The sequence below is a fragment of the Photobacterium sp. SP02 genome (genome assembly GCF_038519165.1).
Classification (GTDB): Bacteria; Pseudomonadota; Gammaproteobacteria; order Enterobacterales; family Vibrionaceae; genus Photobacterium; species Photobacterium halotolerans.
In genome coordinates this window covers 43,994-70,279 of sequence record NZ_JASJOJ010000001.1, presented here as the reverse complement: position 1 = coordinate 70,279, position 26,286 = coordinate 43,994, and the positions used below count along the sequence as shown (strand labels likewise).

The window sequence follows — 26,286 nt, the reverse complement described above, 5'->3', positions numbered from 1 at the left end:
TCTGGCTCTGGCGTAATCACACGGCAACACAGAGTTACCGCAGCCGCGCCCGGTCAGGGCTGCGCGCGTTTCATCATTACGATCTGCTGCACCAGTTGCTGGATCTGCGGGTTGCCCGGCAGCAGTTGTACCAGCTTCTGCGCAAAATACAGCGCGTTATCATAATCTTTGAGCATCAGATAATTCTGCACCAGGGTATAGTGCACATCCGGGTTGGCCGGTGATTGTGTCAGCGCCCGATGCAGGTAAGTTGAAGCCACCTGATACTGCCCCTGATCCTGTAACAGTAAACCGTAAGTATAGAGGTAGTTAATTTCTTCTCCCGCATTATCAACGGTTTGTTTCAGCGAATGCAGTGCCTTACCCTTGTTGCCGCTCCGTACCCAGCTCATTGCCAGCGCATAATGCACGCTGGCTTCCTCCGGCTGTACCGCCAGGGCCTGTTCAAGCACGGCGCGCACCTGGGGTTCATTTCCGGCACGACGGTAAACTTCAGCCAAATTGACATAGGCCGGTGTGTAAATGGGTTCAACATCCATCGCGGTTTTAAAATGCTGTTCGGCGGCCTGGGTATCCCCCATTGCCAATGCCAGATTTCCCAGGTTGGTATGGGCAAAGCCGCGATCGGCATTGTAACGCTGCATTTGCCGGTAGCTGCCCAGCGCCTGCTCAAGCTGCGTCTTTTGCCCGGCACTGAGCTGAGCCACATGAGGTAAGGTCAGCATAGGTGCAAGAGCACGCGCCGCATTGGCTCTGATTGGCGCATGCTTGTCGGCCAGTAACGGAGACAGCATGCGGTAACGATCCGCCAGAGGATACTGCGCGGTTGCTGCAATCGTCGCCTGCCGTTTCAGCGGCTCGTCATCACGTAAGGCGCGAACAATGGCCACCAGCGAGTTTCTGTCCGGATAATTGGCCATTCTTTCAATGGCCGATGCCCGGACGATATCCGGTAATGTATTGTCCTGCGCGATGCGGGTAAGCTGTTCCGATGCTGAAGGCACCCCCTGATCAGCGGCCCGGAAAGCCAGCGAGAAATGATCCGGGTTTCGGTGCGAGGATGTCGGATACCAGCTTTCCACCTGCTTCTTCGCCCAGGTTGCGCTCTGATCCTGATGGCAAGCATTACAGGCATTCGGCGCGGCTGTCTTCAGCGACAGATCAGGCCGGGGGATCCGAAAGCTGTGATCGCGCCTTGGGTCAATCTGCATATACGTGGTGGCAGGCATATGACAATCCACACACTGACTGCCTGCACCATTCGCCGCGTGTTTATGATGTTCGGTTTTATCGTAACTCTGTGGGTTATGACATTGGGTACAGGTTTGATTAGCCGGTAACACCAGCTCACCGGAATGGGGATTATGGCAGTTGGTGCAGGTTACCCCAGCCTGATACATCTTGCTCTGCAGGAAAGATCCCCAGACATAGTTTTCGTCCCACACCTGTCCATCGGCATGATAAAGCTCTGGCGTCAGCAGCGCCCCCTGGAAGTGCTGTGAAAAATCCATTGGCCCGGTTCTGTCTGCAAACTGGGTACGTCTTGCATGACAGGAAGCACATACCTCAATTTGCTGGCTGGCTTGCAAAGGCGCAGCTGGCTGCATGCTGCCGTCCGCCTGCTGATAAAAGAGCGGTGTTCTTTTCCCTATAGACTGCTCAAAGCCTTTATGGCTGATGTCGGTGTTTCCTGCCGCCCAGGCAAGATGTTGCTGAGGCTCGCCATGGCATGCCTGACAACTGACATTCACGGCACTGTAGGTCGACTGATAGGTTTTTGTTTGTTCATCAAAGCGCTTTTCGAAATTCGTCGTATGGCAGTCCGCGCACATTTGGTTCCAGTTCTGCCCCATTTGCGTCCAGTGAAACGGGTCATTGGCTTGCTGGTCCGGGTGCAGGTCAAACCAACGCTGCCCGCCTTGTTCTTTCTCTCGGCTATCCCAGGCAAAAGGTAAAAACTGCAATTTCCCATCCCCAACTGAAAACGCATATTGCTGAAGTGGATAATAGCCAAAAGTGTATGCCACTTTATATTCGGCCCGCTGCCCTGAAGGTTCAATAATATCAATCAGATATTCTTTTTCCCTTTGCCGCAATTGAAAAACGGTTTCATTTTTTTGAAAAGTTATACCGTCAAATTCAGCCAAAACATCAGCAGCATTTGCTTGAGCCATAGCATGAAAGTGATGCGACTCTTTCCATTGTTGCACTTCTTTTTTGTGACAATTTACACACTGAGTGTCTAGATTATTCTGAGATACAGCATCAAAAGAGAGCATCAGTATGCTCAGAAAAAAAAGCGCGCTTGTGACAAAACATTGCTTCATTAAAAAATACTTACTTTCGACTGGTTAATATCTGTATAGCAATTAAACTTATTATTCACAACAAGTTACCGTTAGGACATCAGCCTTCATCAAAAGAACAACACTTACTGCGATATAAACATAAACCAAGTTTCTGAACCCGTGGCATTTGCCGTACAAAGGAGGTTATTTTGATTTCTCTTAAGTCAAAAATAACAAAGCTTATGGTTGTTTTCGGGGTTGCATTTTGTGCAACCAGTGTTAGTGCAGCAGAAAAACCCAACATACTCGTGATTTGGGGAGATGATATTGGCGTTCATAATATCAGTGCCTATAACCACGGTATTATGGGATACAAAACCCCGAATATTGACCGCATCGCGAAAGAAGGCGCGATGTTTACCGATGCCTATGGCCAGCAGTCTTGTACAGCCGGTCGGGCGTCATTTATTCTGGGGCAGCACCCGTTCCGTACCGGCTTATTAACTATAGGTATGCCGGGTTCAGATCACGGTATTCCGGACTGGTCGCCAACCATTGCTGATTTATTACATGAACAGGGATATGTCAGCGGCCAGTTTGGTAAAAACCACCTGGGTGATCAGGACAAACACCTGCCTACTAATCACGGTTTTGATGAATTTTTTGGTAACCTGTACCACCTGAATGCGGAAGAAGAACCTGAAGGTTATTACTATCCGAAAGATCCTGAGTTTCGCAAAAAATACGGCCCGCGCGGCGTCTTAAAATCCACCGCTGACGGTAAAGTCGAAGATACCGGTCCGCTGACCCGTAAGCGGATGGAAACTGCAGATGAAGAGTTTATGTCTGCTGGTCTGGATTTCATGGAACGCGCCGTGAAGAGCGATAAGCCCTTCTTCATGTGGTTTAACACCACGCGTATGCACGTATGGACGCACTTAAAACCTGAGTCTGTCGGCACGACGGGGATTGGTCTGTACCCTGATGGCATGGTTGAACATGACAAGTCCGTCGGTACGCTGCTGGACAAGCTTGATGAGCTGAAGATTGCTGACAACACTATCGTTGTGTACTCAACCGATAATGGCGCCGAGACCATTTCCTGGCCAGATGGCGGTACCACCCCCTTCCATGGTGAAAAAGGAACCACCTGGGAAGGCGGTATGCGAGTACCACTGGTGGTGAGATGGCCGAATGTCATTAAGCCGGGTACGATTTATAACGATATCTTCTCTCATGAAGACTGGATGCCGACCTTTCTGGCAGCTGCCGGTGAACCCGACGTGGTCGAGAAGTTGAAAAAAGGGTACAACGCCAATGGTAAAGAGTTCAAAATTCACGCTGACGGCTATAACTTTATGCCTTACTTCGAAGGCAAAGCAGAGCAAGGTCCGCGTGACAGTATCTACTACTTTGGTGCAACCGGTGAGCTGAATGCGGTTCGCTGGCAAGACTGGAAAATCCACTTCGCCACGCTTTCCGGTGGTATTAATACCGCCGTTCGCGAAACACCGGCCTGGCCTCTGGTGATCAACCTGCGGGCTGACCCATACCAGAAAGGGGCACTGGAGTCCGGTATGTACCTGAAGTGGTATGCAGAAAACACCATGTGGCTGTTTGTACCAGTACAGCAAAAAGTCATGGAATTCCTGAAAACCATTCCGGAATATCCATTCCAGCAAGGTTCAAGCCTCAGTGCGAGCAACATCAGTTATCAGACCCTGATGACGCAGGATGCCTTGAAAAAACTTGAGGCCCTTGATGCCCGGGTACCGAGAAACTAACAGTCTAACCATCTGACTCTGTTTACCGCCTATGGCGGTGGCGTGAGATATCAATAAAAGGCCAGCCACTCAGTGTGCTGGCCTTTTTACTCTTTTCGACTCTTGTCTGCACTTTACATCGCTCCGGATCGAAACCCAGCATGCGACGCAACTGTGCTGACATCCTTCATCCGGCCCGGATTAGCTTGACTGCTCTCGCACCTTTGCTTGCCGCTTCATTTGCACCCTCGCTTGCACCAAAATCATCATCACGCACCAAACTGGTGCACAGAACCGATTGAACATGAAAAAATAAACCTTATTTATCATGAAGATACAGTTATAGATTCACACATCAATCCAGAACAAATCTGGCTCGCTTTTTGCGTTATGGCTAGGTCGTTAAGAAACTGCAACCCAGGCTTAAGCAAGCTGACTCAGAAACAGAATCAAAACGTCAAAGAGGATCAACAAAGTTTATTCATGCCATTCACTGGCATTTAGGGAGTCGATATGTGGATTATTCTCGGTTTAACACTGACTGTGCTGGCACTCACGGCTTGGTATTTCTACAACAAACAGCAACAGGCACAGACTGAAGCACACTTCGACCAGATCCTTGGCCTTCGGCAGCTTATCCAGCTGCTGCGTCAGCACAGGCGCCTGTCCCATAGCCATCTTATGAAAAGTCGTGGCGAAACCCTGCCGGTTTTCCCCGAGCAGAATGCCATCCTGAGTCTGAGTCACACTCTGCTCAGTCAGGCCGGGCTTGAACAAAAACCCATGTACCGGATTCTGACTCAGCATTTACAGCAGTTAAGCACTGAGTGGCCGCAGTATTCTATGTCACGTAACCAGGCCAATCATGGCAAAAACATTCGCCATGTTATGTATCTGATTGATGACCACTTAACCACCAGCCTGCTCATTGCAGACAAAAGCACCCTGTTCGAGCAGTATCAGCAATTCTGGCCGGTCACACTGAACGCATTGGATACCCTGGCCCAGTTCCGCTCAACGGTGGCGGTGTTTCATCCCGGTAACAGCAAGCAGGAAGTATTACTGCGCAGGCATCTGCATTTGCTGCAACGCCGATTGGGACAAATGAACCTGATGCTCAAAATACCCGGCCCGTCATTAATGGCCGATCAGCTTGAGAATGACCTGACCACTTTGCTGCAATCGGCCAGTGCAAGCAAAGCATGCCGGCTGGCACTGTATAAGTTCTCACTCAGCTTGTCGGATAACATTTTCTATCTGTTTGATGCCAAGTTGACCGAGATTGCCCATGCGCTGGCGATAGAAGATTTCCCGCTGGATATCAGTGCCAGTTTGCAGCCCTTGCTGGCACAGGCTGAATCAGAAGCTGCCGGTCAGACCGAACTCAAGCTTCAGGCTTGATAGCGATGCGCCCGCCTTCCTCTGACACAGGTGCCATCCCGCGCTCAAGGCAGGTCGCGGTCAAGGCAGATAAAGACATAAAAAAACCCAGCTCAGGCTGGGTTTTTCATTTTGACTGTCATCACAGCGATTAACCGATGTGAGTCAGGCCGCCCATGTACTGACGCAGCACTTCAGGGATCTCAATGCGGCCATCGGCCTGCTGGTAGTTTTCCAGCACCGCGACCATGGTGCGGCCAACGGCCAGACCCGATCCGTTCAGGGTGTGTACCAGCTCAGGCTTCTTCTCGCCTTTACGGCGGAAACGTGCCTGCATCCGGCGTGCCTGGAAATCGCCCACATTAGAGCAGGAAGAGATCTCACGGTAAGTATTCTGCGCCGGCAGCCAGACTTCCAGATCGTACGTCTTCATCGCGCCAAAGCCCATATCACCAGTACACAGAATCACTTTACGGTAAGGCAGTTCCAGCAGTTGCAGCACTTTCTCTGCCTGGCCGGTCAGCTCTTCCAGCGCCGCCATGGAATCTTCCGGACGGGTGATCTGAACCAGTTCCACTTTATCGAACTGGTGCATACGAATCAGGCCGCGGGTATCACGACCATAAGAACCGGCTTCAGAGCGGAAGCAAGGCGTATGCGCCGTCATCTTGATTGGCAGTTCAGCTTCGTCAACTATGGTATCGCGAACCATATTGGTCAGCGGCACTTCCGCGGTCGGGATCAGCGACATACCCACGCCTTCTTCGGTCGCAGGCTTTGTATTGAACAGATCTTCGCCGAATTTCGGCAGCTGGCCCGTACCGTACAGGCTGTCTTGATTGACCAGGTAAGGGACATACATTTCGGTATAGCCATGCTCCTGGGTGTGGAGATCGAGCATGAACTGCGCCAATGCACGGTGCAGACGGGCGAACTGGCCCTTCATTACGATGAAACGGGAGCCAGAGAGTTTTACCGCGCTGGCAAAGTCCAGACCTTCAGCCATCTCGCCCAGATCAACGTGATCTTTCACAGCAAAATCGTAAGTCTTAGGTTCGCCCCAGCGTGAAATTTCGACGTTCTCGTCTTCGTCTTTTCCGATTGGCGCCGACTCATCCGCGATGTTAGGAATAGACAGTTCAATATCGCTGAGCTGAGACTGAATTTCAGCCAGCGCTTTTTTGGCCTCATCCAGCTCAGAGCCCAGGCCGGCAACTTCTGCCATGACTTTATCGGCTTCTTCGTGCTCGCCCTTGCCTTTCAGCTGACCAATTAACTTCGAGCGGGAATTACGCAAGGACTGCAGTTCTTCCGTTTTCACCTGAATGGACTTACGTTGTTCTTCCAGGGAACGAAGGGTTTCTACATCAAGGGTAAACCCACGGTGCGCTAATTTTTCTGCTGTCGCGTCCAGCTCAGTTCGAAGAAGTTTTGAATCTAGCATGCTAATCCTGTGCTCGTCATAGAATGTTGCACAAAATTTAACCCGTTCGCGGGTTAAATAAGTTGAAATCTGAATACGTTAGAATCACTAACGCAAGTTGATAAACGATACCCAAAAAGCCTGATTATTGATAGCGTTTCTGCGGGCTTTTTGCATCCAAGGAAGCCAGATATTCCAGCTTCTCAGCAATTTTACTCTCTAAACCACGCTCAGAGGGCTGATAGTACTTCCTGCTCTGTAGCTCAGGGGGCAGATAGCACTCCCCTGCCGCATAAGCGCCAGGTTCATCATGGGCATATCTGTACTCCGCACCGTAACCCAGATCTTTCATCAGTGTGGTTGGCGCATTTCTCAGATGCGGAGGGACTTCGTAGTCGGGCAGATTGGCCGCATCCGCTTTTGCCTGATTAAATGCAGTGTAGACCGCATTACTTTTGGGTGCAGAAGCGAGATACACAATGGCTTGTGCTATCGCTCTTTCGCCTTCATAAGCGCCTACACGGGTGAAACAATCCCAGGCAGCAATCGCAACTTGCATGCCACGAGGGTCGGCATTGCCGACATCCTCAGACGCGATGGCCAGTAAACGACGGGCAACATAAAGAGGATCACAACCTGCCTGCAGCATACGGGCATACCAGTATAAGGCGCCATCCGGACTGGATCCGCGAATTGACTTATGAACGGCGGAAATCATGTCGTACCAGAGATCGCCTTTGTTATCAAAACGGGTGATCTTCTCACCGGCGACTTCAGCCAGCAGCGCTAAGGTGATGACTTTACTGCCCTGATGCGCCTCTGCCATATCCGCCAGCAGCTCCAGGTAGTTCAGCGCCATACGCGCATCGCCATTAACCAGTGCCGCCAGGCTTTCTTTCACATCCGGGGCAAAGGTCAGGCTGTCGTCCCTGATGCCGCGTTCTGCGTCATCCATCGCCTGACTGATGACTGTCAGTATGTCGTCTGTCGTCAGGGATTTGAGCTTATAAACCCGGGCGCGGGATAACAGTGCATTGTTGAGCTCGAAAGACGGATTTTCAGTGGTCGCGCCAATGAAGGTCACAGTGCCATCTTCAATATGCGGCAAAAATGCATCCTGCTGGCTTTTATTGAAACGGTGCACCTCATCGACAAACAAAATGGTGCGCCGGCCGGCGTGCTGATTCTGACGCGCTTTATCTATGGCGGCACGAATATCTTTGACGCCCGAGGTCACCGCCGACACACGCTCCACTTCAGCATTGGCATAGTGGGCCGCAACTTCCGCCAGCGTCGTTTTACCGGTGCCGGGCGGCCCCCAGAGAATCATGGAGTGAAGATGGCCGGCTTCCAGCGCTCTTCGTAACGGCTTGCCCTGACCGAGTATATGTTGCTGGCCAATGTACTCCTCTACCGTACGCGGACGCATGCGCGCAGCCAGAGGGCGAAAATCCGAGGAAAAATTTAGGCTGAGATTATCCACGCTGACCATCCATTACTGAAAAAGGCGGTATCTCTACCGCCTGAATAAGACTTTCTCGTTTTTAACGCAATCAGCGCTTATCGTCCAGCTCTACGCCCGAAGGTGGCGTGAAACTGTATTGCTTACTGTCTTGCTTGCCACGAGCAAACTGGGCAAAGCGAAACTGGCTGAGCTGGCCGTCCTGCTCTTCCACGGAAAACCCACGAACCTGACCATCCCGGCCGACTGTGACCACAAACTTCCCGGTCACTGCGGCGCTGTCTTTCGGCGTCAGCGTAAACGTATCCGCCGTCTGGGCTACGTTGTATTTCGCCCAATCCTGATTCTGGTTGCGAATCAGTAAAACAAAAGGCGTCTGCGCGGTGGCATCGTCCAGTCTCATCGCCGTCACCTGCTCCACCATAGGGGTGTAATACCAGAGTGTGCGGCCGTCAGACACCAGCAGATTTTCATCCGGCGTGTCGGCATGCCATCTGAACAGATTCGGGCGCTGAACCGAGACATTACCCTGCCCCTCAACCAGCAAATCCCCTTCAGGGCTGGTGACCTTCTGAGTGAATGTGGCGCTGAAGGCATCGACTTTATTCAGGCGCTGGCTCAACTCCTGCTGGGCACTGGCAAAGGCCAGTGAGGGCAAAAGTGCCGCGGCCAGAACAAGGCCCTGAATGGTTTTGGTTATTTGCTGATTTTTCATCATACATCAATCTCCTGCCGGAGCCGGCGCCAGCACTTCGCGGTTACCATTATGGCCCGGAGGACTGACAATACCGTGTGCTTCCAGCTGTTCTACAATACGGGCGGCGCGGTTATAGCCAATTTTGAAACGGCGTTGTACGCCAGAAACGGATCCGCGACGACTCTCTGCCACGAAGGCAGCGACCTGGTCAAAGAGCTGATCAAGATCATCCTCACCGCCGGATGAGGTTTCCCCTGGCAACATGGCTTCCGAGCCCTGATCAGAGTTCAGAATTCCGTCGATATACTGGGGTTTACCCCGGGCTTTCCAGTCGTTCACCACATTATGGACATCATCATCGGATGCAAAGGCACCGTGAACACGTATGGTGTGACTCTGACCTGCCGGCAGGTACAACATGTCACCCATACCCAGCAGCGATTCTGCCCCACCCTGATCCAGAATAGTCCGCGAATCTGTCTTGGTTGAAACGGTAAACGCCATACGGCTTGGAATATTGGCCTTGATCAGACCGGTAATCACATCCACCGACGGACGCTGAGTCGCCAGCACCAGGTGAATACCTGAGGCTCGCGCTTTCTGCGCCAGACGAGCGATCAGCTCTTCCACTTTCTTGCCGACCACCATCATGAGATCGGCAAACTCATCCACTATGACCACAATACTTGGCATTTTCTCCAACAGCGGTGGATGTTCGTCCATACTATCGCCGGGTTTCCACAGCGGATCGTGAATAGGGTGCCCAGCGGCAGCCGCTTCTTTCAGCTTGGCGTTGTAACCGGCCAGGTTTCGCACCCCTACCGCGGCCATCAGTTTGTAGCGGCGTTCCATTTCCCCTACACACCAGCGAAGCGCATTCCCGGCATCTTTCATGTCAGTGACGACTTCGGTCAGCAGATGCGGAATGCCCTCGTAAATAGACAATTCCAACATTTTCGGGTCGATCATGATGAAACGGCAATCCTCTGGCTTACATTTGTACAGCAAGCTGAGGATCATCACGTTGACCCCCACAGATTTACCAGAGCCTGTGGTACCGGCCACCAGTAAGTGAGGCATTTTACTTAAATCAGCGGCAACCGCCTCACCGGCAATGTCATAGCCCAGCACGATAGGAAGCGGGCCGCGCATGTTCATAAAGCGCTCACTGCCCAGCACTTCAGACATATAAACCGTTTCGCGGCTCTCGTTCGGCAATTCCAGACCGATATAAGGCTTACCCGGGATCACTTCCACCACGCGCACCGCATAGGCAGACAAGGCACGGGCCAGATCTTTCGCCAGCCCTGAGATGCGGCTCACTTTGACACCGGGTGCCAAATCCAGCTCATAGCGCGTGATCACCGGGCCGGGATAAATCCCGACCACCTTGGCTTTAATTTTGTAATCCGCCAGCTTAGATTCCACCAAACGGGCGGTATTCTTTAATTCTTCTTCGCTGGTTGGCTGCACATTTTGCGTCGGCGGCTGCAGGAGATCCAAAGTCGGCATCGGTGAAGTCGGTTTAGGCAAATCGACATCTTTTTTCACCAGGAACGGATTATCCAGTCCCGCCGCGTAGGCCTGCTGCTGCTGTGCCTGCTGCGCTTCGCGGATCTTGCGCTGGAAAGCGTCTTCATCAGACTCTTGGTCATCAGCGTCATCGGCCTCGCCCTCAGTTTCTGAGGCTATGCCAGCACGTTCCAGCTCAGACATGCCATCGTGGACACCGATCTCAATATCCGCATCCGGCACGGGTTCGTCTTGCCAGGGCATATCGTCATCAGATTCAGCGACCGCGTACTCCTGCTCCGGCGCAGATTGGTACTCAGACATCACCGGCGCTTCCCCGACCAGAGACAGATCGCCGATAACGGGTTCATCCACCCTGTCATGAGTGGACGGGTCCTGCTGGCTCAGTTGGTTCTGGCCAGGCTGTTCATAACTGTCTGCAAGAGTGTCGGCCTGAGTGTCATCCGACTCGGCGGCATACACGCTGTAATCATCATTTTCAGCCAGCTGGGACTGCAAATCCGCAATCGTCACGCCAGCGATATCGGGATTGGATCCCAGCGGCTGACTGGCGGAGGCAGCAGCGGGCTTGTTGCGCTCTGGCATCACAATGGCTGGCTCTGACCGCACAGGCGCGTGTACCGGCGGCGGTTTAACTTCAGGGCGAGCCGGGTTGATCCGGGCGGGTTTCTCAGCAGCCGTATCCGAAACCTGAGTGTCAGCCAGCGGCGTTGGGGTATAGGCAATACGTTCTGAACGACGCAGTAATACGTCATCCTCGTCTATGTCTGTCTCGTTCGGATTGTGCGCCAGCCTGGCGGCGTAAGCCGTCTGGCTTTCGTCGGGAATATCAGCAGCAAAAGGCGTCAGTGTCTGTGGCTGTTCGCCGCGGATTCTGTTGAGCAGCCAGCCCAGCATCCCTAAGGTTGTCTCACCGATGCCGTCCACCACGCGCAGCCAGGAAATACCGGTCAGCAGGGTAAACCCTACCGCCCATAAAAACATCAGAACCAGCGTCGTGCCAAGCAGGCTAAACAGCGGCAGAGTCAGGTTGGCGACCACATCGCCGATAACACCGCCGGAGGAGAAATACCAGATATCATCAAAGTTCAGATCGGCAAGGCCACAACTGGTCAGAAACAGTAACAGCAAGCCTAACAGGCGGGTGCCGTATATCATGTAGTCCGCCGCTTCCCGTTCGCCGCGACGACGGAACATGATCCAGGTCACTCCCAGCATAACAAGCGGTAAAGGGTACGCCAGCGAGCCAAAAGTGAAAAAGGCGGTGTCGGCCACCATGGCACCAAATGCACCGGCTTTATTTTGCACCGTACCCTGCCAGGCCGTTTGTGACCAGGACGGATCGGCCGGATTAAAACTGACCAGGGCAACCATGAGATACACAGCGGCAAGAATGCCGATGATCAAAAAACTTTCCAGCAGGCGCTGTCCGCCTGACAGGCGTATAGGCTGAGTTTTGCCTCTAACTTTCCTCAAAAACTCTCTCCGGTCTTGCTAATACTGGCTGTAAGCCGGGGGTAATCAACGTCCTGTGGGTGACCCAGCTGAATGTGCGTTTGATATATCACCCAGGCCGCTTTAAGGGGCTTGGGCATTGTGGCCTATTTTATACCACTTAACAGGTAATGTTACCTGCCTGAGAAAATGTGGGAGCAAAGTAGGAAAACGATGTGAACAACACAGAATGCACGCCCGTTGACACTTTCACTCACTTTGCGCGCTCCCGCTGCACGCTTGGCCCCACCAAACAAGCTGTAATTGTAGTTGGTTGATAACACAAATAATTCATCCCAATGTCAAATAGATGATGGGATGCTGACTTTTTCAGCAATTGAGACAAAAAACGGTATGACTGCCACAAAAACGAAACAAGCGGCGCAAGGCCGCTTGGTATTGATTGAAATCAGACTGGCTCCGGGCCAATTAACGCGTTTTGATAACCAGGTTATTGGTCTGTTTCACTTCTTCCATTACAACATATGTACGAGTGTCGTTTACACCCGGTAAGCGCAGCAGGGTTTCACCCAGCAGCTTACGGTATGCAGACATATCCGATACACGTGTTTTTAACAGATAGTCGAAATCGCCCGACACCAGATGGCACTCTTGAATATCTTCCAGCTCCTGAACCGAACGGTTAAATTGCTCAAAGACATCGGGCGCACCACGATTAAGGGTAATTTCAACGAAAACGAGCAGAGAGGCATCCAGATATTGCGGGTTCAGCAGCGCAGTATAGCCGCTGATGTACCCCTGGCGCTCCAGGCGACGTACACGCTCCAGACAAGGAGTTGGAGACAATCCAACACGTTTAGACAACTCAACGTTTGAAATTCGTCCGTCCTTCTGAAGTTCGTTCAGAATGTTGCGGTCGATGCGATCCAACTCCTTGGAGGGTTTCTTTTTGGTATCTACCATTTTTTATTCCACCTATTTACTTCCTTGCAAAAAAATATACTACATCTACTAGTTATTTAGTATCAAATACTCTTTTAGTCAAACTATACTGCCATTAGCTCTGTCATTTCAACCTTGTCCATAGCTAACCCTGCTACATAAATCAAGGAGCACAGCATGATCATCGGTGTGCCTAAAGAAATCAAAGACCACGAATACCGGGTGGGCCTTGTAACCAGTAGCGTCAGAGAACTGGTTTCGCTGGGTCATCAGGTACTGATTGAAACCCAGGCCGGAGCAGGTATAGGGTTGTCCGATGCAGATTATCAATCTGCCGGAGCAACGATTCTTTCGACTGCTTCAGAAGTTTTTACCAGATCAGAGCTAATTATTAAAGTAAAAGAACCCCAGACCGTCGAAAGAGCCATGCTTCGCGAAGGGCAAATTCTATTCACTTATCTGCATCTGGCCCCTGATTATGAGCAAACAAAGGAGCTGATTCAGAGCAAATCTATTTGTATTGCTTATGAAACGGTAAAAGACAACAAAGGCCGGCTTCCTTTACTGGCGCCCATGTCGGAAGTAGCCGGCAGGATGTCGGTGCAGGCCGCTGCGCAAACACTGGAAAATTCCCGCGGCGGCAGAGGTTTGCTGCTCAGCGGCGTACCCGGTGTCGAGCCGGCCAAAGTCCTCATATTAGGCGGTGGCGTTGTGGGTTCCAATGCCGCCCGTCTGGCGGTAGGGATGCGGGCCGATGTCACTGTGCTGGATCGTAACCTGGATACGCTACGGGCGCTGGACTGCGAGTTTCAGGGCAAAGTGAAGCTGCTTTACTCTACAGATGATCTGATTGACCGTCTGGTGCCGGATACCGATGTGATTATCGGCGCGGTGCTGATCCCTGGTGCGGCCGCCCCTAAACTCATCACGGCCGAGCACGTTAAAGCTATGAAGCACGGTTCATGCCTTGTTGATGTGGCGATTGATCAGGGCGGCTGTTTTGAAACTTCTCATCCGACCACGCATACCAATCCAACCTACATTGTGGACAATGTCGTGCACTACTGTGTCGCCAATATGCCCGGTGCAGTGGCGCGAACGTCAGCTTTTGCGCTCAATAATGCCACGCTGCCGTATATCATCAGTCTGGCCGGTAAAGGCTATAAGCAGGCGTTACGGGATGATCCCGGATTTCTGGCCGGTTTAAATGTCATACACGGCAAAGTGACATATCGCGAAGTCGCTGAAGCCTTTAACCTTCACTATACCGATCCGACGGTTGCCCTGAGCATGCACTAAAATGTGCCTGTTGCATTTCGCTGCCCCTAGCGCTGAAAACCTGGTTTCCGGCGCTTTTTCGTTGAGTTTCCTGAACAGCTATGGTCTGCTCTTTCCTTACGCCTGCATTTTCCCTACAATCGATGCCTTATTGATAAGTGACGCTGACTAAGTCTGGAGAAACAATGAGTAACGCAAAACACAGTAAACTACTCATCCTAGGTTCTGGCCCCGCCGGTTATACGGCAGCAGTTTACGCGGCCCGTGCCAATCTCAATCCAGTCATGATTACTGGCATGCAGCAAGGCGGCCAGCTTACCACGACGACAGAAGTTGAAAACTGGCCTGGCGACGCGGAAGGACTGACAGGTCCGGCACTGATGGACCGCATGAAAGAGCATGCTGAAAAATTCAATACTGAGATCATTTTCGATCACATCAACGAAACCGATTTCAGCCAGCGTCCTTTCCATCTGAAAGGCGATAACGGTGAATACACCTGCGACGCATTGATCATCGCAACCGGTGCGTCTGCAAAATATATCGGTCTGGAATCTGAACAAACTTTCCAGGGCCGCGGTGTCTCGGCCTGCGCCACCTGTGACGGTTTTTTCTACCGTAATCAGAAAGTTGCTGTGGTCGGCGGTGGTAATACCGCTGTAGAAGAAGCCCTGTATCTGGCCAACATTGCGTCTGAGGTGCACCTGATCCACAGACGTGACACCTTCCGCGCCGAGAAAATTCTTATCGACCGTCTGATGGACAAAGTCCATAACGGCAATATCGTCCTGCACACGGATCGTACCCTGGAAGAAGTACTGGGTGATGACATGGGCGTGACAGGTGTGCGCCTGAAAGCAACTCAGTCTGATACAACCGAAGATCTGGACGTGATGGGCGTGTTCATTGCTATCGGCCACCAGCCGAACACCGGCATCTTTACCGGTCAGCTGGCAATGGAAAATGGCTATATCAAAGTTCAGTCCGGCCTGGAAGGCAATGCAACACAAACCAGCGTTGCTGGTGTATTTGCCGCCGGCGATGTCATGGATCACGTCTACCGCCAGGCTATCACTTCTGCCGGCACAGGTTGTATGGCCGCGCTGGATGCGGAACGCTACCTTGACGCGTTAAACAGCAAGTAAAAACTGAAACTACGGCCACGGCAATCGACCGCGGCCTTTTTTGCCTTCCCCCTTTGGGAAACCAGAATTTGACCAACCATACAGCGCTACTTTAAAAAATGGATAAACAATTACAGCGCGAATTGACCAAATGGTTAAAATCGCAAAGCAAGCTTGCCAAACCCTGGCTCATGCTGAGTGTCGGCATGGGATTCCTGTCGGGTCTTCTCCTGGTTGCCCAGGCCGGACTGCTCGCCTACATTTTGCAGCAGCTGATCATTGAACACACTGACAAGTACCAGCTGATCCCGCATTTTGCCGGCCTGATTGCTGTGGTTGCACTGCGTGCCGCCTGCAGCTGGGGCCGTGAAGTGGCAGGATACCGGTGCGGAGAGCATATCCGCCTGCATATCCGTCAGCTGATCATTCAACGGCTGCATCAGCTTGGCCCGGCATTTATCAAAGGTCGTCCTGCCGGTTCCTGGGCCAGCCTGATTCTGGAACAGGTTGAAGAAATGCAGGATTTCTTTGCCCGCTATATCCCTCAGATGGCGCTGTCTGTCCTTATCCCGGTAGTCATTCTGGTGGCGGTATTTCCGTTTAACTGGGCGGCCGGTCTGATTTTCCTGATCACTGCTCCGTTAGTTCCCTTGTTCATGGCGCTGGTCGGTATGGGCGCTGCCGATGCAAGCCGACGCAACTTCACAGCCATGCAGCGCCTGTCCGGCCACTTTTATGACCGCCTGCAGGGCCTGGCAACCCTGCGACTGTTCAACCGAGCAGATGCCGAAGCAGAAAACCTGCATGAGGCCGCCGACACACTGCGCAAACGCACCATGGAAGTGCTGCGCATGGCCTTTCTGTCATCCGCGGTGCTGGAATTCTTCACCGCCATTTCCATCGCACTGGTCGCGGTCTATTTTGGTTTTTCCTTCATTGGCGAGCTGGATTTCGGCCATTATGGCCTGCCGATCACTTTATTCACCGGTTTCTTTATTCTGCTGCTGGCGCCTGAGTTCTATCAGCCGCTGAGAGATCTCGGCACCTATTACCACGCCAAAGCGCAAGCCATTGGCGCCGCAGAATCCATAGTGACTTTCCTCAATACCCAGGCCGACGACATGAGTCAGGGTGAGCAGCCGCTGCCCTCTCCCGAAACCATCCGCATCAGTCTGAGCGACGTCAAAGTGCTTAGCCCGCAAGGACAGGTACTGGCAGGCCCGCTGAGTTTTGAGATTGATGCGAAACAACAAGTGGCTCTGGTTGGCCCCAGCGGTGCCGGTAAAACCAGCCTGTTAAATGCCCTGCTGGGTTTCCTGCCCTATGAAGGCAGCATCAAAGTGAATGGTGCTGAACTGCGCGATATCGACCCGGCCCAGTGGCGCCAGGCTATCAGCTGGGTGGGCCAAAACCCGCTGCTAATCCATGGCAGCATTCGCGATAACATTATGCTGGGTAATCCAAACGCCACTGACGAGCATGTCCGGCAAGTGGCGGACAATGCCTTCGCCAGTGAGTTTATCCGGCATCTGGAACGGGGCTTGGATCACCCGGTCGGTGATCGCTCAGCCGGTCTGTCCGTGGGTCAGGCACAGCGACTGGCCGTCGCCCGCGCCCTGCTTCAGAACGGCAGTTTCTGGCTTTTAGATGAACCCACCGCCAGCCTGGATGCTAACAGCGAACATCTGGTGCAACAGAGCCTTAACCAGGCCACCCAAGGCCAGACCACCCTGATGATCAGCCACCGTCTCGACCAGCTGACCAGTATGGATAAGGTGCTGGTGCTGGAAAATGGCCAGATTGTTCAGCAAGGCCATTTCAGCCAGATCAGCCGCGAAGGCTTATTAGCAGACATGTTGTCACACACAGATAAGAGGGATCTCGATGCGTGATTTAATCCCTTACATTAAACTCTACCGTCGTCATTGGTTTGGCCTGACTCTGGGTATGTTGCTGGGGCTGGCGACCCTGCTTGCTGCCATGAGCCTGCTGACACTGTCTGGCTGGTTCCTTGCCGCCTCTGCCGTTGCGGGTATGACGATTGCCCGTGAAACCTTCAACTACATGTTACCTGCATCGGGTGTGCGTGGTTTTTCCATCGCCCGCACCGCTGGCCGGTGGGGTGAACGTGTTGTCAGCCACAATGCGACCTTTAAGCTGCTGGCCGATCTGCGCATTTTCTTCTTCCGTAAGCTCATTCCGCTGATTCCCGGCCGTCAGACCAATCTGCGCGACGCCGATTTGCTAAATCGCCTGGTTGCTGATGTGGATGCCATGGACCACGTTTACCTGCGGCTGATCAGCCCCTTAGTGATTGGGGTGATTGGTATTCTGGCGATCAGTGGCTTTCTGGCCTGGTTTGACCCCGCGCTTGGCCTGGTACTTGGTTGCCTGCTGTTTACCCTGATGCTTTCTCTGCCGGTTATTTTTTATAAACTGGGCAAGAAGCACGGTGAAACGCTGACGATGGCCAAAGCCGGATTCAGAATACGCCTGCTCGACTGGTTACAAGGCCAGGCCGAGCTCTTGCTGTTTAACGCAGAGCCCGCGTACAGAGAACGGACACTGAATGAACAAAGTCAGCTGCTGCTGGCACAGCGCCGCATGGCCAGCCTGACAGGAATGGCGAATGCGATGTTACTGCTGGCCACCGGATGGTCTCTGGTACTTATGCTGTGGTTAGCGGCTGACGGTGTGGGCGGCAGCACACCTGATCCTATGATTGCGCTGGCGGCTTTTGCCACTATGGCCAGCTTTGAGCTGATGATGCCGGTTGCCGGGGCTTTCCAGTATCTGGGGCAAACGCTCTCCTCGGCCAGACGCCTGAATGAAATTATTCATGCCACGCCCGACACACAGTTTGATCCTCAGGGCCATCAAGCCAGTGTCCGGGGCGAGATTAAAATTCAAGACGTCAGCTTTAGCTACTTCGGCAGCGAACAATCCGTGCTCAACCATGTCACTCTTGAGCTCAAAGCCGGTGAAAAACTGGCGCTGCTTGGACGCACGGGCTGTGGTAAATCAACCCTGCTGCAATTGCTGACCCGGAACTGGGATCCGCAGCAAGGCGAGATCACACTGGATGGCACGCCGCTTTCTCAATGGCAGGAAGCGGCACTGCGTGATGCTGTCAGTGTGGTCAGCCAGCGTGTCGATATCTTTAACGGCACAGTGCGCGATAACCTGCAATTAGCCAAACCGGATGCCACCGACAGCGAGCTGACAGCCGTACTGACCAAAGTCGGACTGGAGAAACTGCTGGACGGTAATGGCCTGAATACCTGGCTGGGTGACGGGGGCCGGCAAATTTCCGGGGGCGAACGCCGCCGTATGGGAATCGCCCGTGCGCTGCTTCATGATGCCCCCATTTTACTGCTCGATGAACCGACCGAAGGGCTGGACCGCCGGACTGAACAGCAGATCCTGTCTTTGCTGTTCGAGCACATGCCGGATAAAACAGTGGTCTTCATTACCCACCGTCTGGTCGGGCTGGAGCAAATGGATCAGATTTGTCTGATGGATCAGGGCAACATCATAGAACGTGGCAATCACGCTTCTCTGATGGCCCTGAACGGGCGCTACACTGAACTCTGGCGTCGGGTTTAACTCATGCAACAGAAAGGCGCTGGAGCGATTCCAGCGCCTTTTCTCGTTCTGGCTCACTCATTCTGGCTTACTTGTTTATGGATAAGTGCGGTCGACTCTGACCCCTTCGTCAAAATAGAGAATCCGGACGTTATCACCTGACTGAAACAGCATATTCGGATCAATATCCTGAATCACATCCACCAGCTCGCCGTCATCGGTTTTTATCAGTAATTCCACCAGTTTGTACTGCCGGATTGACTGGCCAGTATGTTGGTTTTGATAGGCAACTCCGGCGCCCGCCAAGGCGCCAACCGTGGTCGCCACCTCACGGCCATGTCCTCCTCCGAACTGATTACCGATCAAGCCGCCCACCACTGCCCCCAATAAAGTCTGCCAGCCGTTATGTTCGGAGTTGACCACTTGCTGCTGAGTAATATAACGTACCGTTTCCAGTTGACCGAAAACAACCTGATTGACCGGGCGCGCCTGATTGCGATTATAAGGCGCGGCTTGCGACACGCATGTAAACAGCAAAACGAACCATAACCACTTTCTCATACTGATATTCTCCACCTACATTGTATTTATATGGCTATATATTTGCCTGAGCTCGACTCAGTCGACTTACAGTTTCCCCATCCGAGCACGGCGCTTGATGATCCCAATGGCCTGTTGGCATTTGGTGGTGATCTCAGTGCCCAGCGACTTATTCATGCTTACCGGCAAGGCATCTTCCCCTGGTACGCGGAAGGTGAGCCCCTGTTATGGTGGAGCCCGTCTCCCAGAGCGATTATCCTGCCAGAGATTTTTCAGCCAAGTAAGAGTCTGAGAAAGTTTTACCGCAAATCAGGCTATCAGGTCACTCTGAACCATGCCTGTCATCAGGTCATAGAGAAATGCGCTTACAGCCGCGGGGTTGATGCCACCTGGATCACTTCCGCCATGATTAAAGCGTATCAGCACTTACATAACCAGGGTCACTGCCATTCCGTTGAAGTCTGGCATGACGGCCAGCTTGTTGGCGGCTTATATGGCATTAGCGTGGGTACCGTCTTTTGCGGTGAATCCATGTTTTCGCTCGCCGACAATGCCTCCAAGATTGCCTTCTGGCATTTCTGCCGGCATTTCAGCGCACATAACGGCAGCCTTATTGACTGTCAGATTATGAACTCGCACCTCGCCTCTCTGGGGGCGCAAGATGTCCCTCGTGACGCATTTTTGCAAACCTTAGGACAACAGAGATGCGCCATACTTAAATCAGATTGTTATTCGCCCCAGGTCATTGCGTAGTAGGTTATCATGAGTCTTCCCACTATACGTTTAGGCTTTACTCCGGAAATCAGTTGCAGTTATTTGCCTGAGCAAAAAGAGCAACTTGGCGTGGTTGTTGATCATCGCTGGCTAACGACTTCTGGCTACGGCGCTCTGCTTGGCTGCGGATATCGTCGCAGCGGTCAGGCCATTTATAAACCTATGTGCGACCAGTGCCAGGCCTGTACTCCCCTTCGCGTTGACTGTACCAACTTCACTCCCAGCAAAAGCCAGAAAAGGCAGTTGAAACAGCTCAATGGCTTTCGGGCGGAATTCAAAAGCCAGCTTGATGATGGCTGGTTCCCTCTCTATGAGCAATATATCCGGGAAAGACATGCGCACGGGGCCATGTATCCGGCCAGCAGACAGCAGTTTTTTGAGTTTTGCCAGGCAAACTGGATGGAAACCCGTTTTCTGCACCTCTATCAGGATCAGCAATTGCTGGCTGTCGCCGTCACCGATTTTTTTGACCAGGCACTGAGCGCAGTCTATACCTTCTTCGAGCCGAACTCCCCGTTATCGCTGGGCACTCTCTGTGTACTGAAGCAAATCCAGTACTGCCGGGATACCGGACGGCGCTGGCTCTACCCCGGCTATCAGATTGATGACTGTCCTGCGATGAACTATAAAACCCGCTTCAGGCCTTACCAAAAGCTGATTCAGGGCCAATGGCAATAAGATTATTATTTTTCCCCCCTGCCTCTGCCTCATTAAAAGGAACGAAGTTTGCAACAAAAGCTGACAAAGGGCAGCAGCAAGGGTAAAATTGCGGGCCTGAACTTTACACTTAAACAGTTTCAAGGCATTATCCGGCCCAATCAGATGCAAGGCACGGTAGCCTAAGAGGATTCAATGGCAAAAGAAGACGTAATCGAAATGCAAGGTACTGTACTGGATACACTACCTAATACTATGTTCCGCGTTGAGCTGGAAAACGGTCACGTAGTGACTGCACACATCTCTGGCAAAATGCGCAAAAACTACATCCGTATCCTGACCGGCGACAAGGTGACAGTTGAGCTGACTCCTTACGATCTGTCTAAAGGCCGCATCGTCTTCCGTTCACGCTAATTTGCGCCGGGCTGGTGAACATCAGACTGGCCCAGCTGCGAAGCACACCATACTATCGCCTTCATCGCTAAGGCATAAAAAACGGGACTCTCTGGTCCCGTTTTTGTTAGCAGTCACTGGCAGATGCCAGCGCTTTAATGCGCGGGTTCCATTTCACTGCTGAAGCGGAAATCCAGTGTACCGTCATCTTTTAAGGTCACACGCACCGATCCACCATTAACCAGCGAGCCGAACAGCAACTCGTTCGCCATAGGTTTTTTCAGGTTTTCCTGAATGACCCTGGCCATGGGACGGGCACCCATAGATTTGTCATAGCCTTTATTGGCCAGCCACTCACGTGCTTCATTCGAGACTTCCATTGAGACACCACGGGCATCCAGCTGGGCCTGCAGCTCAACAATGAATTTATCAACAACCTGATTGATAACATCTTTTTCCAGGTGATTGAACCAAATGATGTTATCCAGACGGTTACGGAATTCAGGCGCAAAGACCCGCTTGATTTCCGACATCGCATCATGGCTGTGATCTTGCTGAACAAGCCCGATGGATTTACGTACCGTCTCCTGAACACCGGCATTGGTCGTCATCACCAAAATCACGTTGCGGAAATCCGCTTTACGTCCGTTATTATCAGTCAGGGTCCCGTTATCCATCACCTGCAGCAGCAGGTTAAAGACATCCGGGTGCGCTTTCTCTATTTCATCCAACAGCACAACTGAGTGCGGATGCTTAATAACGGCATCGGTCAGCAAACCACCCTGATCAAAGCCGACATAGCCCGGAGGCGCACCAATCAAACGGCTGACCGTATGGCGCTCCATATACTCGGACATATCAAACCTCAGCAGTTCGATGCCCAGCATTTTCGCCAATTGCACCGTCACCTCGGTTTTACCTACCCCTGTCGGACCGGCAAACAGGAATGAACCCACAGGCTTATTATCTGCTCCTAACCCGGCACGGCTGAGTTTGATCACTTCGGTCAGCGCTTCAATCGCCTTATCCTGACCAAAGACCAGCATCTTGAGCTTATTGTCCAGGTTCAGCAGAACTTCTTTATCGCTTGAGGAAACCGACTTTTCAGGGATCCGGGCAATACGCGCAATCATGGCTTCAATGTCGCTGACATTGATGGTTTTCTTACGCTTACTGACAGGTGCCAGACGGCAACGCGCACCGGCTTCATCAATGACATCAATCGCCTTATCGGGTAAATGGCGCTCATTGATATATTTAGCAGAAAGCTCAACTGCCGCCCGAATGGCTTTATTGGTGTACCTGACTTCATGGTGGGCTTCGTATTTCGTTTTCAGCCCCATGAGGATTTTCGTGGTATCGTCCAACGAAGGTTCAACAATATCAATCTTTTGGAATCGGCGAGCCAGTGCTCTCTCTTTCTCAAAGATATTGCTGTATTCCTGATAGGTGGTTGATCCCATACAACGGATTTTACCGCTGCTCAGCAAAGGCTTGATCAGATTAGCCGCATCCACCTGACCACCAGAAGCCGCTCCCGCGCCTATGATGGTATGAATTTCATCGATGAACAGGACGGCTTTTTCTTCTTTCTCAAGCTGCTTCAAAATCGCTTTGAAGCGTTTCTCAAAGTCGCCACGATACTTAGTGCCGGCCAACAGTGAGCCGATATCCAGCGAGTAGATCACACAATCTTTAATAATGTCGGGGACCTGGCCTTCAACGATACGCCAGGCAAGGCCTTCCGCGATAGCCGTCTTACCCACTCCGGCCTCACCGACCAGCAATGGGTTATTTTTACGACGACGGCACAACACCTGAACGGTACGTTCAAGCTCATATTCACGGCCAATTAATGGATCGATAGCACCGGCCCGGGCCAGCTGATTGAGATTGGTGGCAAAGTTTTCCAGACGATCTTCACCGCCTTCTGCACGAGGATCGTCAGGGCTGACCTCTGACTGATTCAAATCATCACTGTCACTGTCTTTGACTGTGCCATGCGAAATGAAATTCACCACATCAAGACGGCTGATATCACTTTTCTTCAGCAGATAAGCCGCGTGCGATTCCTGCTCACTGAAAATAGCCACCAGCACATTGGCACCGGTCACTTCGCTGCGGCCCGATGACTGTACATGGAAAACCGCGCGTTGTAATACGCGCTGAAAGCTCAGCGTTGGCTGGGTTTCCCTGCTTTCATCATCGGCAGGGATTAATGGCGTGGTTTGTTCAATGAAGGCATCCAGTTCTTTTCGAAGGGTGTCCAGATTAGCACGGCACGCTAACAGGGCTTCCTGAGCAGCAGGATTCTCCAATAGCGCCAACAGCAGATGCTCAACCGTCATAAACTCATGGCGTTTTTCCCTTGCCCGCGCGAAGGCACCATTGAGACTGGTTTCAAGTTCTTTATTTAGCATAAGGCACCTCCCCTAAATACCACTTGATTTGGCGTGCCGGAAAAAGTCAGGCTTTTTCCATGGTACACAGTAGCGGATGTTCATGCTCTCTTGCATACATCATGACTTGAGCCACTTTGGTTTCAGCGACTTCGGCAGTAAAAATGCCGCACACTGCCTTCCCCTCATAATGCACAGCCAGCATCAACTGTGTTGCTCTCTCCAAATCCATGGAGAAGAACTTCTGTAACACTTCTATCACAAAATCCATCGGTGTGTAATCATCATTATTTAAAATCACTTTATACATCGATGGCGGCTTAACCTGAGTGTCCTCCTTATCAAGTATGTCTGACTCAGGGTTAATCCTTTCGCTTAACTTACTCATAATCTCATCTTAGTCATTTGTTCAATCGGTTGCTAGATTGCGACGGACAAAAAAGATTTCATCCAAATGTTACAAGTCTTGCTTGACTGTCTAAGTCTTTTTACTAAAGTGTACCTTGTAGTAGATACTAACTGCATCAAAATAGCATTTATATTCAAGTCATGTTAAAACAGTACTGATAAATAAATGCTAAATGGAAATTGAATGCAAAGAGGGATGTAAAAGCATGGCAACAGGTACAGTTAAATGGTTCAACAACGCAAAAGGCTTCGGTTTCATTTGTCCAGAAAACGGTGAAGGCGATATCTTTGCACACTATTCAACTATCCAGATGGAAGGATATCGAACGCTGAAAGCAGGTCAACAAGTTAACTACACCGTTCAAACTGGCCCGAAAGGCTATCACGCCAGTGAAATCGTCCCCATCGATGTTGAAAGCGCCAGTAAATAATCGTAGCTGACACATTTACATCACTTTATCCAGGTGGGCGACTGCTCACCTTTAGTTATTGCCTCTCCCACCCTACTGACAACCTGCTCTTCAGGCATTTCATCTCTGGCTATACCTTTTTATCACCACTTCATTGACAATTAAGTGAATAAACAGTGAATAAATCACAAGAAAACAAGTAATTAACAATTCAGTTAACAACTGGCTATTCAGCCCGCGTTTTCTTCTCGTTTTGAACAAGCGCTTGTGGGCTAATTATGACCGATCTAGTAGAAACAACACAATGCCAGGGGCATGCTTTTCTCAGGCCATGGGATAAATAATCGAGTAAAAACAAAAAGGCCCAGCCGAAGCCGAGCCTTTTCTCAAAGCGATTAAACTGACTTACATTTGTTCAATCATATCGCCAGCAAACTCTGAACACTTACGCAGTGTTGCGCCGTCCATCAGACGTTCAAAGTCGTAAGTCACAGTCTTGTTGCGGATTGCCGCTTCCATAGACTTGATGATCAGGTCGGCAGCTTCAGTCCAACCCAGGTGACGCAGCATCATTTCAGCAGACAGAATCAGAGAACCCGGGTTCACTTTATCCTGACCTGCATACTTAGGTGCAGTACCGTGAGTAGCTTCAAACAGCGCAACACCGTCTCCGATGTTGGCACCAGGTGCGATACCGATACCACCTACCTGAGCAGCCAGTGCATCAGAAATGTAGTCACCGTTCAGGTTCATAGTCGCAATCACATCATACTCAGCCGGACGCAGCAGAATCTGTTGCAGGAACGCGTCTGCAATGCTGTCTTTGATGATGATTTCTTTACCTGTGTTAGGGTTTTTCAGTGTCATCCATGGGCCGCCATCCAGCAGCTCAGCACCGAATTCTTTCGCTACTTCGTAACCCCAGTCTTTAAAGGCACCTTCAGTAAACTTCATGATGTTGCCTTTATGAACCAGCGTCAGTGAATCACGGTCATTGTCGATGGTGTACTGCACTGCTGCACGTACCAGGCGCTTAGTACCTTCTTCAGATACTGGCTTGATGCCGATGCCACAGTCTTTAGAGAAGCGGATCTTAGTCGCGCCCATCTCGTCTTGCAGGAACTTGATAACTTTATCTGCTTCGGCTGTACCCGCTTTGAACTCGATACCCGCATAGATATCTTCTGAGTTTTCACGGTAGATAACCATGTCAGTCAGTTCAGGTTGTTTCAGCGGGCTTGGTACGCCTTCAAAATAACGAACCGGGCGAGCACAGATATACAGATCCAGCTCTTGGCGCAGCGCAACGTTCAGAGAACGAATGCCGCCGCCAACAGGTGTAGTCAGTGGACCTTTAATTGCAACTTTGTATTCACGAATAAAATCAAGCGTTTCTTGAGGAAGCCAAGCATCTTCACCGTAAATCTGAGTCGATTTTTCACCGGTGTAGATCTCCATCCAGGAAATTTTACGATCGCCGCCGTAGGCTTTCTGAACTGCCGCATCAACCACTTTGATCATTGCAGGGCTTACATCAACGCCAATACCATCACCTTCAATAAAAGGAATGATCGGGTTGTTAGGAACGACCAGCTTACCATTGGCATCAAGGGCAATTTTCTGACCTTCTGCTGGTACAACTACTTTACTATCCATTAAATTCTCCTAGCGTCCGTTTGTTATCTTTTTGTAAGATGCGGGGGAATCATACTTGAAAATTCACCAGCACGCCATGGGTGGTTTTTTACGTTATAATGGTGCGCTCACAAAATACT

General features: G+C 51.5%; 20 protein-coding genes. 10 read left to right on the top strand and 10 right to left on the bottom strand.

Features of this window, described 5'->3' with window-relative positions; translation table 11 throughout:
• Positions 1-53: 53 nt before the first annotated feature.
• Positions 54-2,279 (bottom strand): tetratricopeptide repeat protein, encoded by a 2,226-nt coding sequence (locus P0Y67_RS00305; protein WP_446728779.1) that lies wholly within the window; start codon positions 2,277-2,279, stop codon positions 54-56.
• A 251-nt stretch (positions 2,280-2,530) separates the two neighbouring features.
• Between P0Y67_RS00305 and P0Y67_RS00300 the strand changes: the two genes are divergently transcribed.
• Together P0Y67_RS00300 and P0Y67_RS00295 are read left to right on the top strand one after the other, a co-directional pair.
• The gene (locus tag P0Y67_RS00300; RefSeq protein ID WP_342390332.1) at positions 2,531-4,072 is read left to right on the top strand and encodes an arylsulfatase; all 1,542 of its coding nucleotides are present in this window, start codon (positions 2,531-2,533) and stop codon (positions 4,070-4,072) included.
• Positions 4,073-4,564: 492 nt separating this feature from the next.
• Positions 4,565-5,452 carry a hypothetical protein gene (locus P0Y67_RS00295; protein ID WP_342390251.1) on the top strand — a complete coding sequence of 296 codons (888 nt, stop codon included), beginning with the start codon at positions 4,565-4,567 and terminating at the stop codon, positions 5,450-5,452.
• 130 nt (positions 5,453-5,582) lie between these two features.
• On the opposite strand, the gene serS is transcribed toward P0Y67_RS00295, so the two are convergent.
• From serS to lrp, 5 genes are all read right to left on the bottom strand, one after another.
• Positions 5,583-6,875 (bottom strand): serine--tRNA ligase, encoded by a 1,293-nt coding sequence (gene serS / locus P0Y67_RS00290; RefSeq protein ID WP_342390250.1) that lies wholly within the window; start codon positions 6,873-6,875, stop codon positions 5,583-5,585.
• A 124-nt stretch (positions 6,876-6,999) separates the two neighbouring features.
• The gene (locus tag P0Y67_RS00285; RefSeq protein ID WP_342390249.1) at positions 7,000-8,337 is read right to left on the bottom strand and encodes a replication-associated recombination protein A; all 1,338 of its coding nucleotides are present in this window, start codon (positions 8,335-8,337) and stop codon (positions 7,000-7,002) included.
• Positions 8,338-8,407: 70 nt separating this feature from the next.
• Positions 8,408-9,004, bottom strand: a complete 597-nt coding sequence (gene lolA, locus P0Y67_RS00280) for an outer membrane lipoprotein chaperone LolA (protein WP_446728783.1) — start codon at positions 9,002-9,004, stop codon at positions 8,408-8,410.
• A gap of 33 nt (positions 9,005-9,037) precedes the next feature.
• Entirely contained in the window at positions 9,038-12,022 is a 2,985-nt protein-coding gene (locus tag P0Y67_RS00275; protein WP_342390247.1) for a DNA translocase FtsK, read from the bottom strand.
• 447 nt (positions 12,023-12,469) lie between these two features.
• Positions 12,470-12,964 (bottom strand): leucine-responsive transcriptional regulator Lrp, encoded by a 495-nt coding sequence (lrp, locus tag P0Y67_RS00270; RefSeq protein WP_027252761.1) that lies wholly within the window; start codon positions 12,962-12,964, stop codon positions 12,470-12,472.
• A gap of 156 nt (positions 12,965-13,120) precedes the next feature.
• Between lrp and ald the strand changes: the two genes are divergently transcribed.
• From ald to cydC, 4 genes are all read left to right on the top strand, one after another.
• Entirely contained in the window at positions 13,121-14,242 is a 1,122-nt protein-coding gene (gene ald / locus P0Y67_RS00265; RefSeq protein ID WP_342390246.1) for an alanine dehydrogenase, read from the top strand.
• Positions 14,243-14,406: 164 nt separating this feature from the next.
• Positions 14,407-15,366 carry a thioredoxin-disulfide reductase gene (trxB, locus tag P0Y67_RS00260; protein WP_027252763.1) on the top strand — a complete coding sequence of 320 codons (960 nt, stop codon included), beginning with the start codon at positions 14,407-14,409 and terminating at the stop codon, positions 15,364-15,366.
• A 98-nt stretch (positions 15,367-15,464) separates the two neighbouring features.
• Positions 15,465-17,237, top strand: coding sequence for a heme ABC transporter permease/ATP-binding protein CydD (gene cydD, locus P0Y67_RS00255; RefSeq protein ID WP_342390245.1), 1,773 nt, complete (start codon positions 15,465-15,467; stop codon positions 17,235-17,237).
• Complete coding sequence (gene cydC / locus P0Y67_RS00250; RefSeq protein ID WP_342390244.1) at positions 17,230-18,951, top strand: heme ABC transporter ATP-binding protein/permease CydC; 1,722 nt, start codon at positions 17,230-17,232, stop codon at positions 18,949-18,951. Before cydD ends, cydC begins: the two co-directional genes overlap by 8 nt.
• Positions 18,952-19,026: 75 nt before the next feature.
• On the opposite strand, the gene P0Y67_RS00245 is transcribed toward cydC, so the two are convergent.
• Positions 19,027-19,491, bottom strand: a complete 465-nt coding sequence (locus P0Y67_RS00245; protein ID WP_342390243.1) for a glycine zipper 2TM domain-containing protein — start codon at positions 19,489-19,491, stop codon at positions 19,027-19,029.
• A 30-nt stretch (positions 19,492-19,521) separates the two neighbouring features.
• Between P0Y67_RS00245 and aat the strand changes: the two genes are divergently transcribed.
• The 3 genes from aat (at position 19,522) to infA (ending at position 21,315) form a co-directional block, all read left to right on the top strand.
• Positions 19,522-20,223 carry a leucyl/phenylalanyl-tRNA--protein transferase gene (gene aat / locus P0Y67_RS00240; protein WP_027252767.1) on the top strand — a complete coding sequence of 234 codons (702 nt, stop codon included), beginning with the start codon at positions 19,522-19,524 and terminating at the stop codon, positions 20,221-20,223.
• 9 nt (positions 20,224-20,232) lie between these two features.
• Positions 20,233-20,922 (top strand): arginyltransferase, encoded by a 690-nt coding sequence (locus tag P0Y67_RS00235; protein WP_342390242.1) that lies wholly within the window; start codon positions 20,233-20,235, stop codon positions 20,920-20,922.
• A 174-nt stretch (positions 20,923-21,096) separates the two neighbouring features.
• Positions 21,097-21,315, top strand: a complete 219-nt coding sequence (gene infA / locus P0Y67_RS00230; RefSeq protein WP_027252769.1) for a translation initiation factor IF-1 — start codon at positions 21,097-21,099, stop codon at positions 21,313-21,315.
• A gap of 134 nt (positions 21,316-21,449) precedes the next feature.
• On the opposite strand, the gene clpA is transcribed toward infA, so the two are convergent.
• The gene (gene clpA / locus P0Y67_RS00225) at positions 21,450-23,714 is read right to left on the bottom strand and encodes an ATP-dependent Clp protease ATP-binding subunit ClpA (protein WP_192015168.1); all 2,265 of its coding nucleotides are present in this window, start codon (positions 23,712-23,714) and stop codon (positions 21,450-21,452) included.
• 46 nt (positions 23,715-23,760) lie between these two features.
• Complete coding sequence (gene clpS / locus P0Y67_RS00220) at positions 23,761-24,081, bottom strand: ATP-dependent Clp protease adapter ClpS (protein WP_046218647.1); 321 nt, start codon at positions 24,079-24,081, stop codon at positions 23,761-23,763.
• Between the two features lie 226 nt (positions 24,082-24,307).
• On the opposite strand from clpS, the gene cspD reads away from it, so the two are divergent.
• The gene (cspD, locus tag P0Y67_RS00215; RefSeq protein ID WP_027252772.1) at positions 24,308-24,532 is read left to right on the top strand and encodes a cold shock domain-containing protein CspD; all 225 of its coding nucleotides are present in this window, start codon (positions 24,308-24,310) and stop codon (positions 24,530-24,532) included.
• Between the two features lie 384 nt (positions 24,533-24,916).
• Here cspD and icd read toward each other — a convergent pair whose 3' ends face one another.
• On the bottom strand, positions 24,917-26,167 hold the full coding sequence (gene icd / locus P0Y67_RS00210; protein WP_218382925.1) for an NADP-dependent isocitrate dehydrogenase: 1,251 nt from the start codon (positions 26,165-26,167) through the stop codon (positions 24,917-24,919).
• Positions 26,168-26,286: the final 119 nt, after the last annotated feature.

Coding starts and splice junctions, on each gene's coding strand:
- P0Y67_RS00305 (WP_446728779.1), bottom strand. CDS start 2,279: ATGCTCTCTTTTGATGCTGTATCTCAGAATAATCTAGACACTCAGTGT.
- P0Y67_RS00300 (WP_342390332.1), top strand. CDS start 2,531: ATGGTTGTTTTCGGGGTTGCATTTTGTGCAACCAGTGTTAGTGCAGCA.
- P0Y67_RS00295 (WP_342390251.1), top strand. CDS start 4,565: ATGTGGATTATTCTCGGTTTAACACTGACTGTGCTGGCACTCACGGCT.
- serS (WP_342390250.1), bottom strand. CDS start 6,875: ATGCTAGATTCAAAACTTCTTCGAACTGAGCTGGACGCGACAGCAGAA.
- lrp (WP_027252761.1), bottom strand. CDS start 12,964: ATGGTAGATACCAAAAAGAAACCCTCCAAGGAGTTGGATCGCATCGAC.
- ald (WP_342390246.1), top strand. CDS start 13,121: ATGATCATCGGTGTGCCTAAAGAAATCAAAGACCACGAATACCGGGTG.
- trxB (WP_027252763.1), top strand. CDS start 14,407: ATGAGTAACGCAAAACACAGTAAACTACTCATCCTAGGTTCTGGCCCC.
- cydD (WP_342390245.1), top strand. CDS start 15,465: ATGGATAAACAATTACAGCGCGAATTGACCAAATGGTTAAAATCGCAA.
- cydC (WP_342390244.1), top strand. CDS start 17,230: ATGCGTGATTTAATCCCTTACATTAAACTCTACCGTCGTCATTGGTTT.
- P0Y67_RS00245 (WP_342390243.1), bottom strand. CDS start 19,491: ATGAGAAAGTGGTTATGGTTCGTTTTGCTGTTTACATGCGTGTCGCAA.
- aat (WP_027252767.1), top strand. CDS start 19,522: ATGGCTATATATTTGCCTGAGCTCGACTCAGTCGACTTACAGTTTCCC.
- P0Y67_RS00235 (WP_342390242.1), top strand. CDS start 20,233: ATGAGTCTTCCCACTATACGTTTAGGCTTTACTCCGGAAATCAGTTGC.
- infA (WP_027252769.1), top strand. CDS start 21,097: ATGGCAAAAGAAGACGTAATCGAAATGCAAGGTACTGTACTGGATACA.
- clpA (WP_192015168.1), bottom strand. CDS start 23,714: ATGCTAAATAAAGAACTTGAAACCAGTCTCAATGGTGCCTTCGCGCGG.
- clpS (WP_046218647.1), bottom strand. CDS start 24,081: ATGAGTAAGTTAAGCGAAAGGATTAACCCTGAGTCAGACATACTTGAT.
- cspD (WP_027252772.1), top strand. CDS start 24,308: ATGGCAACAGGTACAGTTAAATGGTTCAACAACGCAAAAGGCTTCGGT.
- icd (WP_218382925.1), bottom strand. CDS start 26,167: ATGGATAGTAAAGTAGTTGTACCAGCAGAAGGTCAGAAAATTGCCCTT.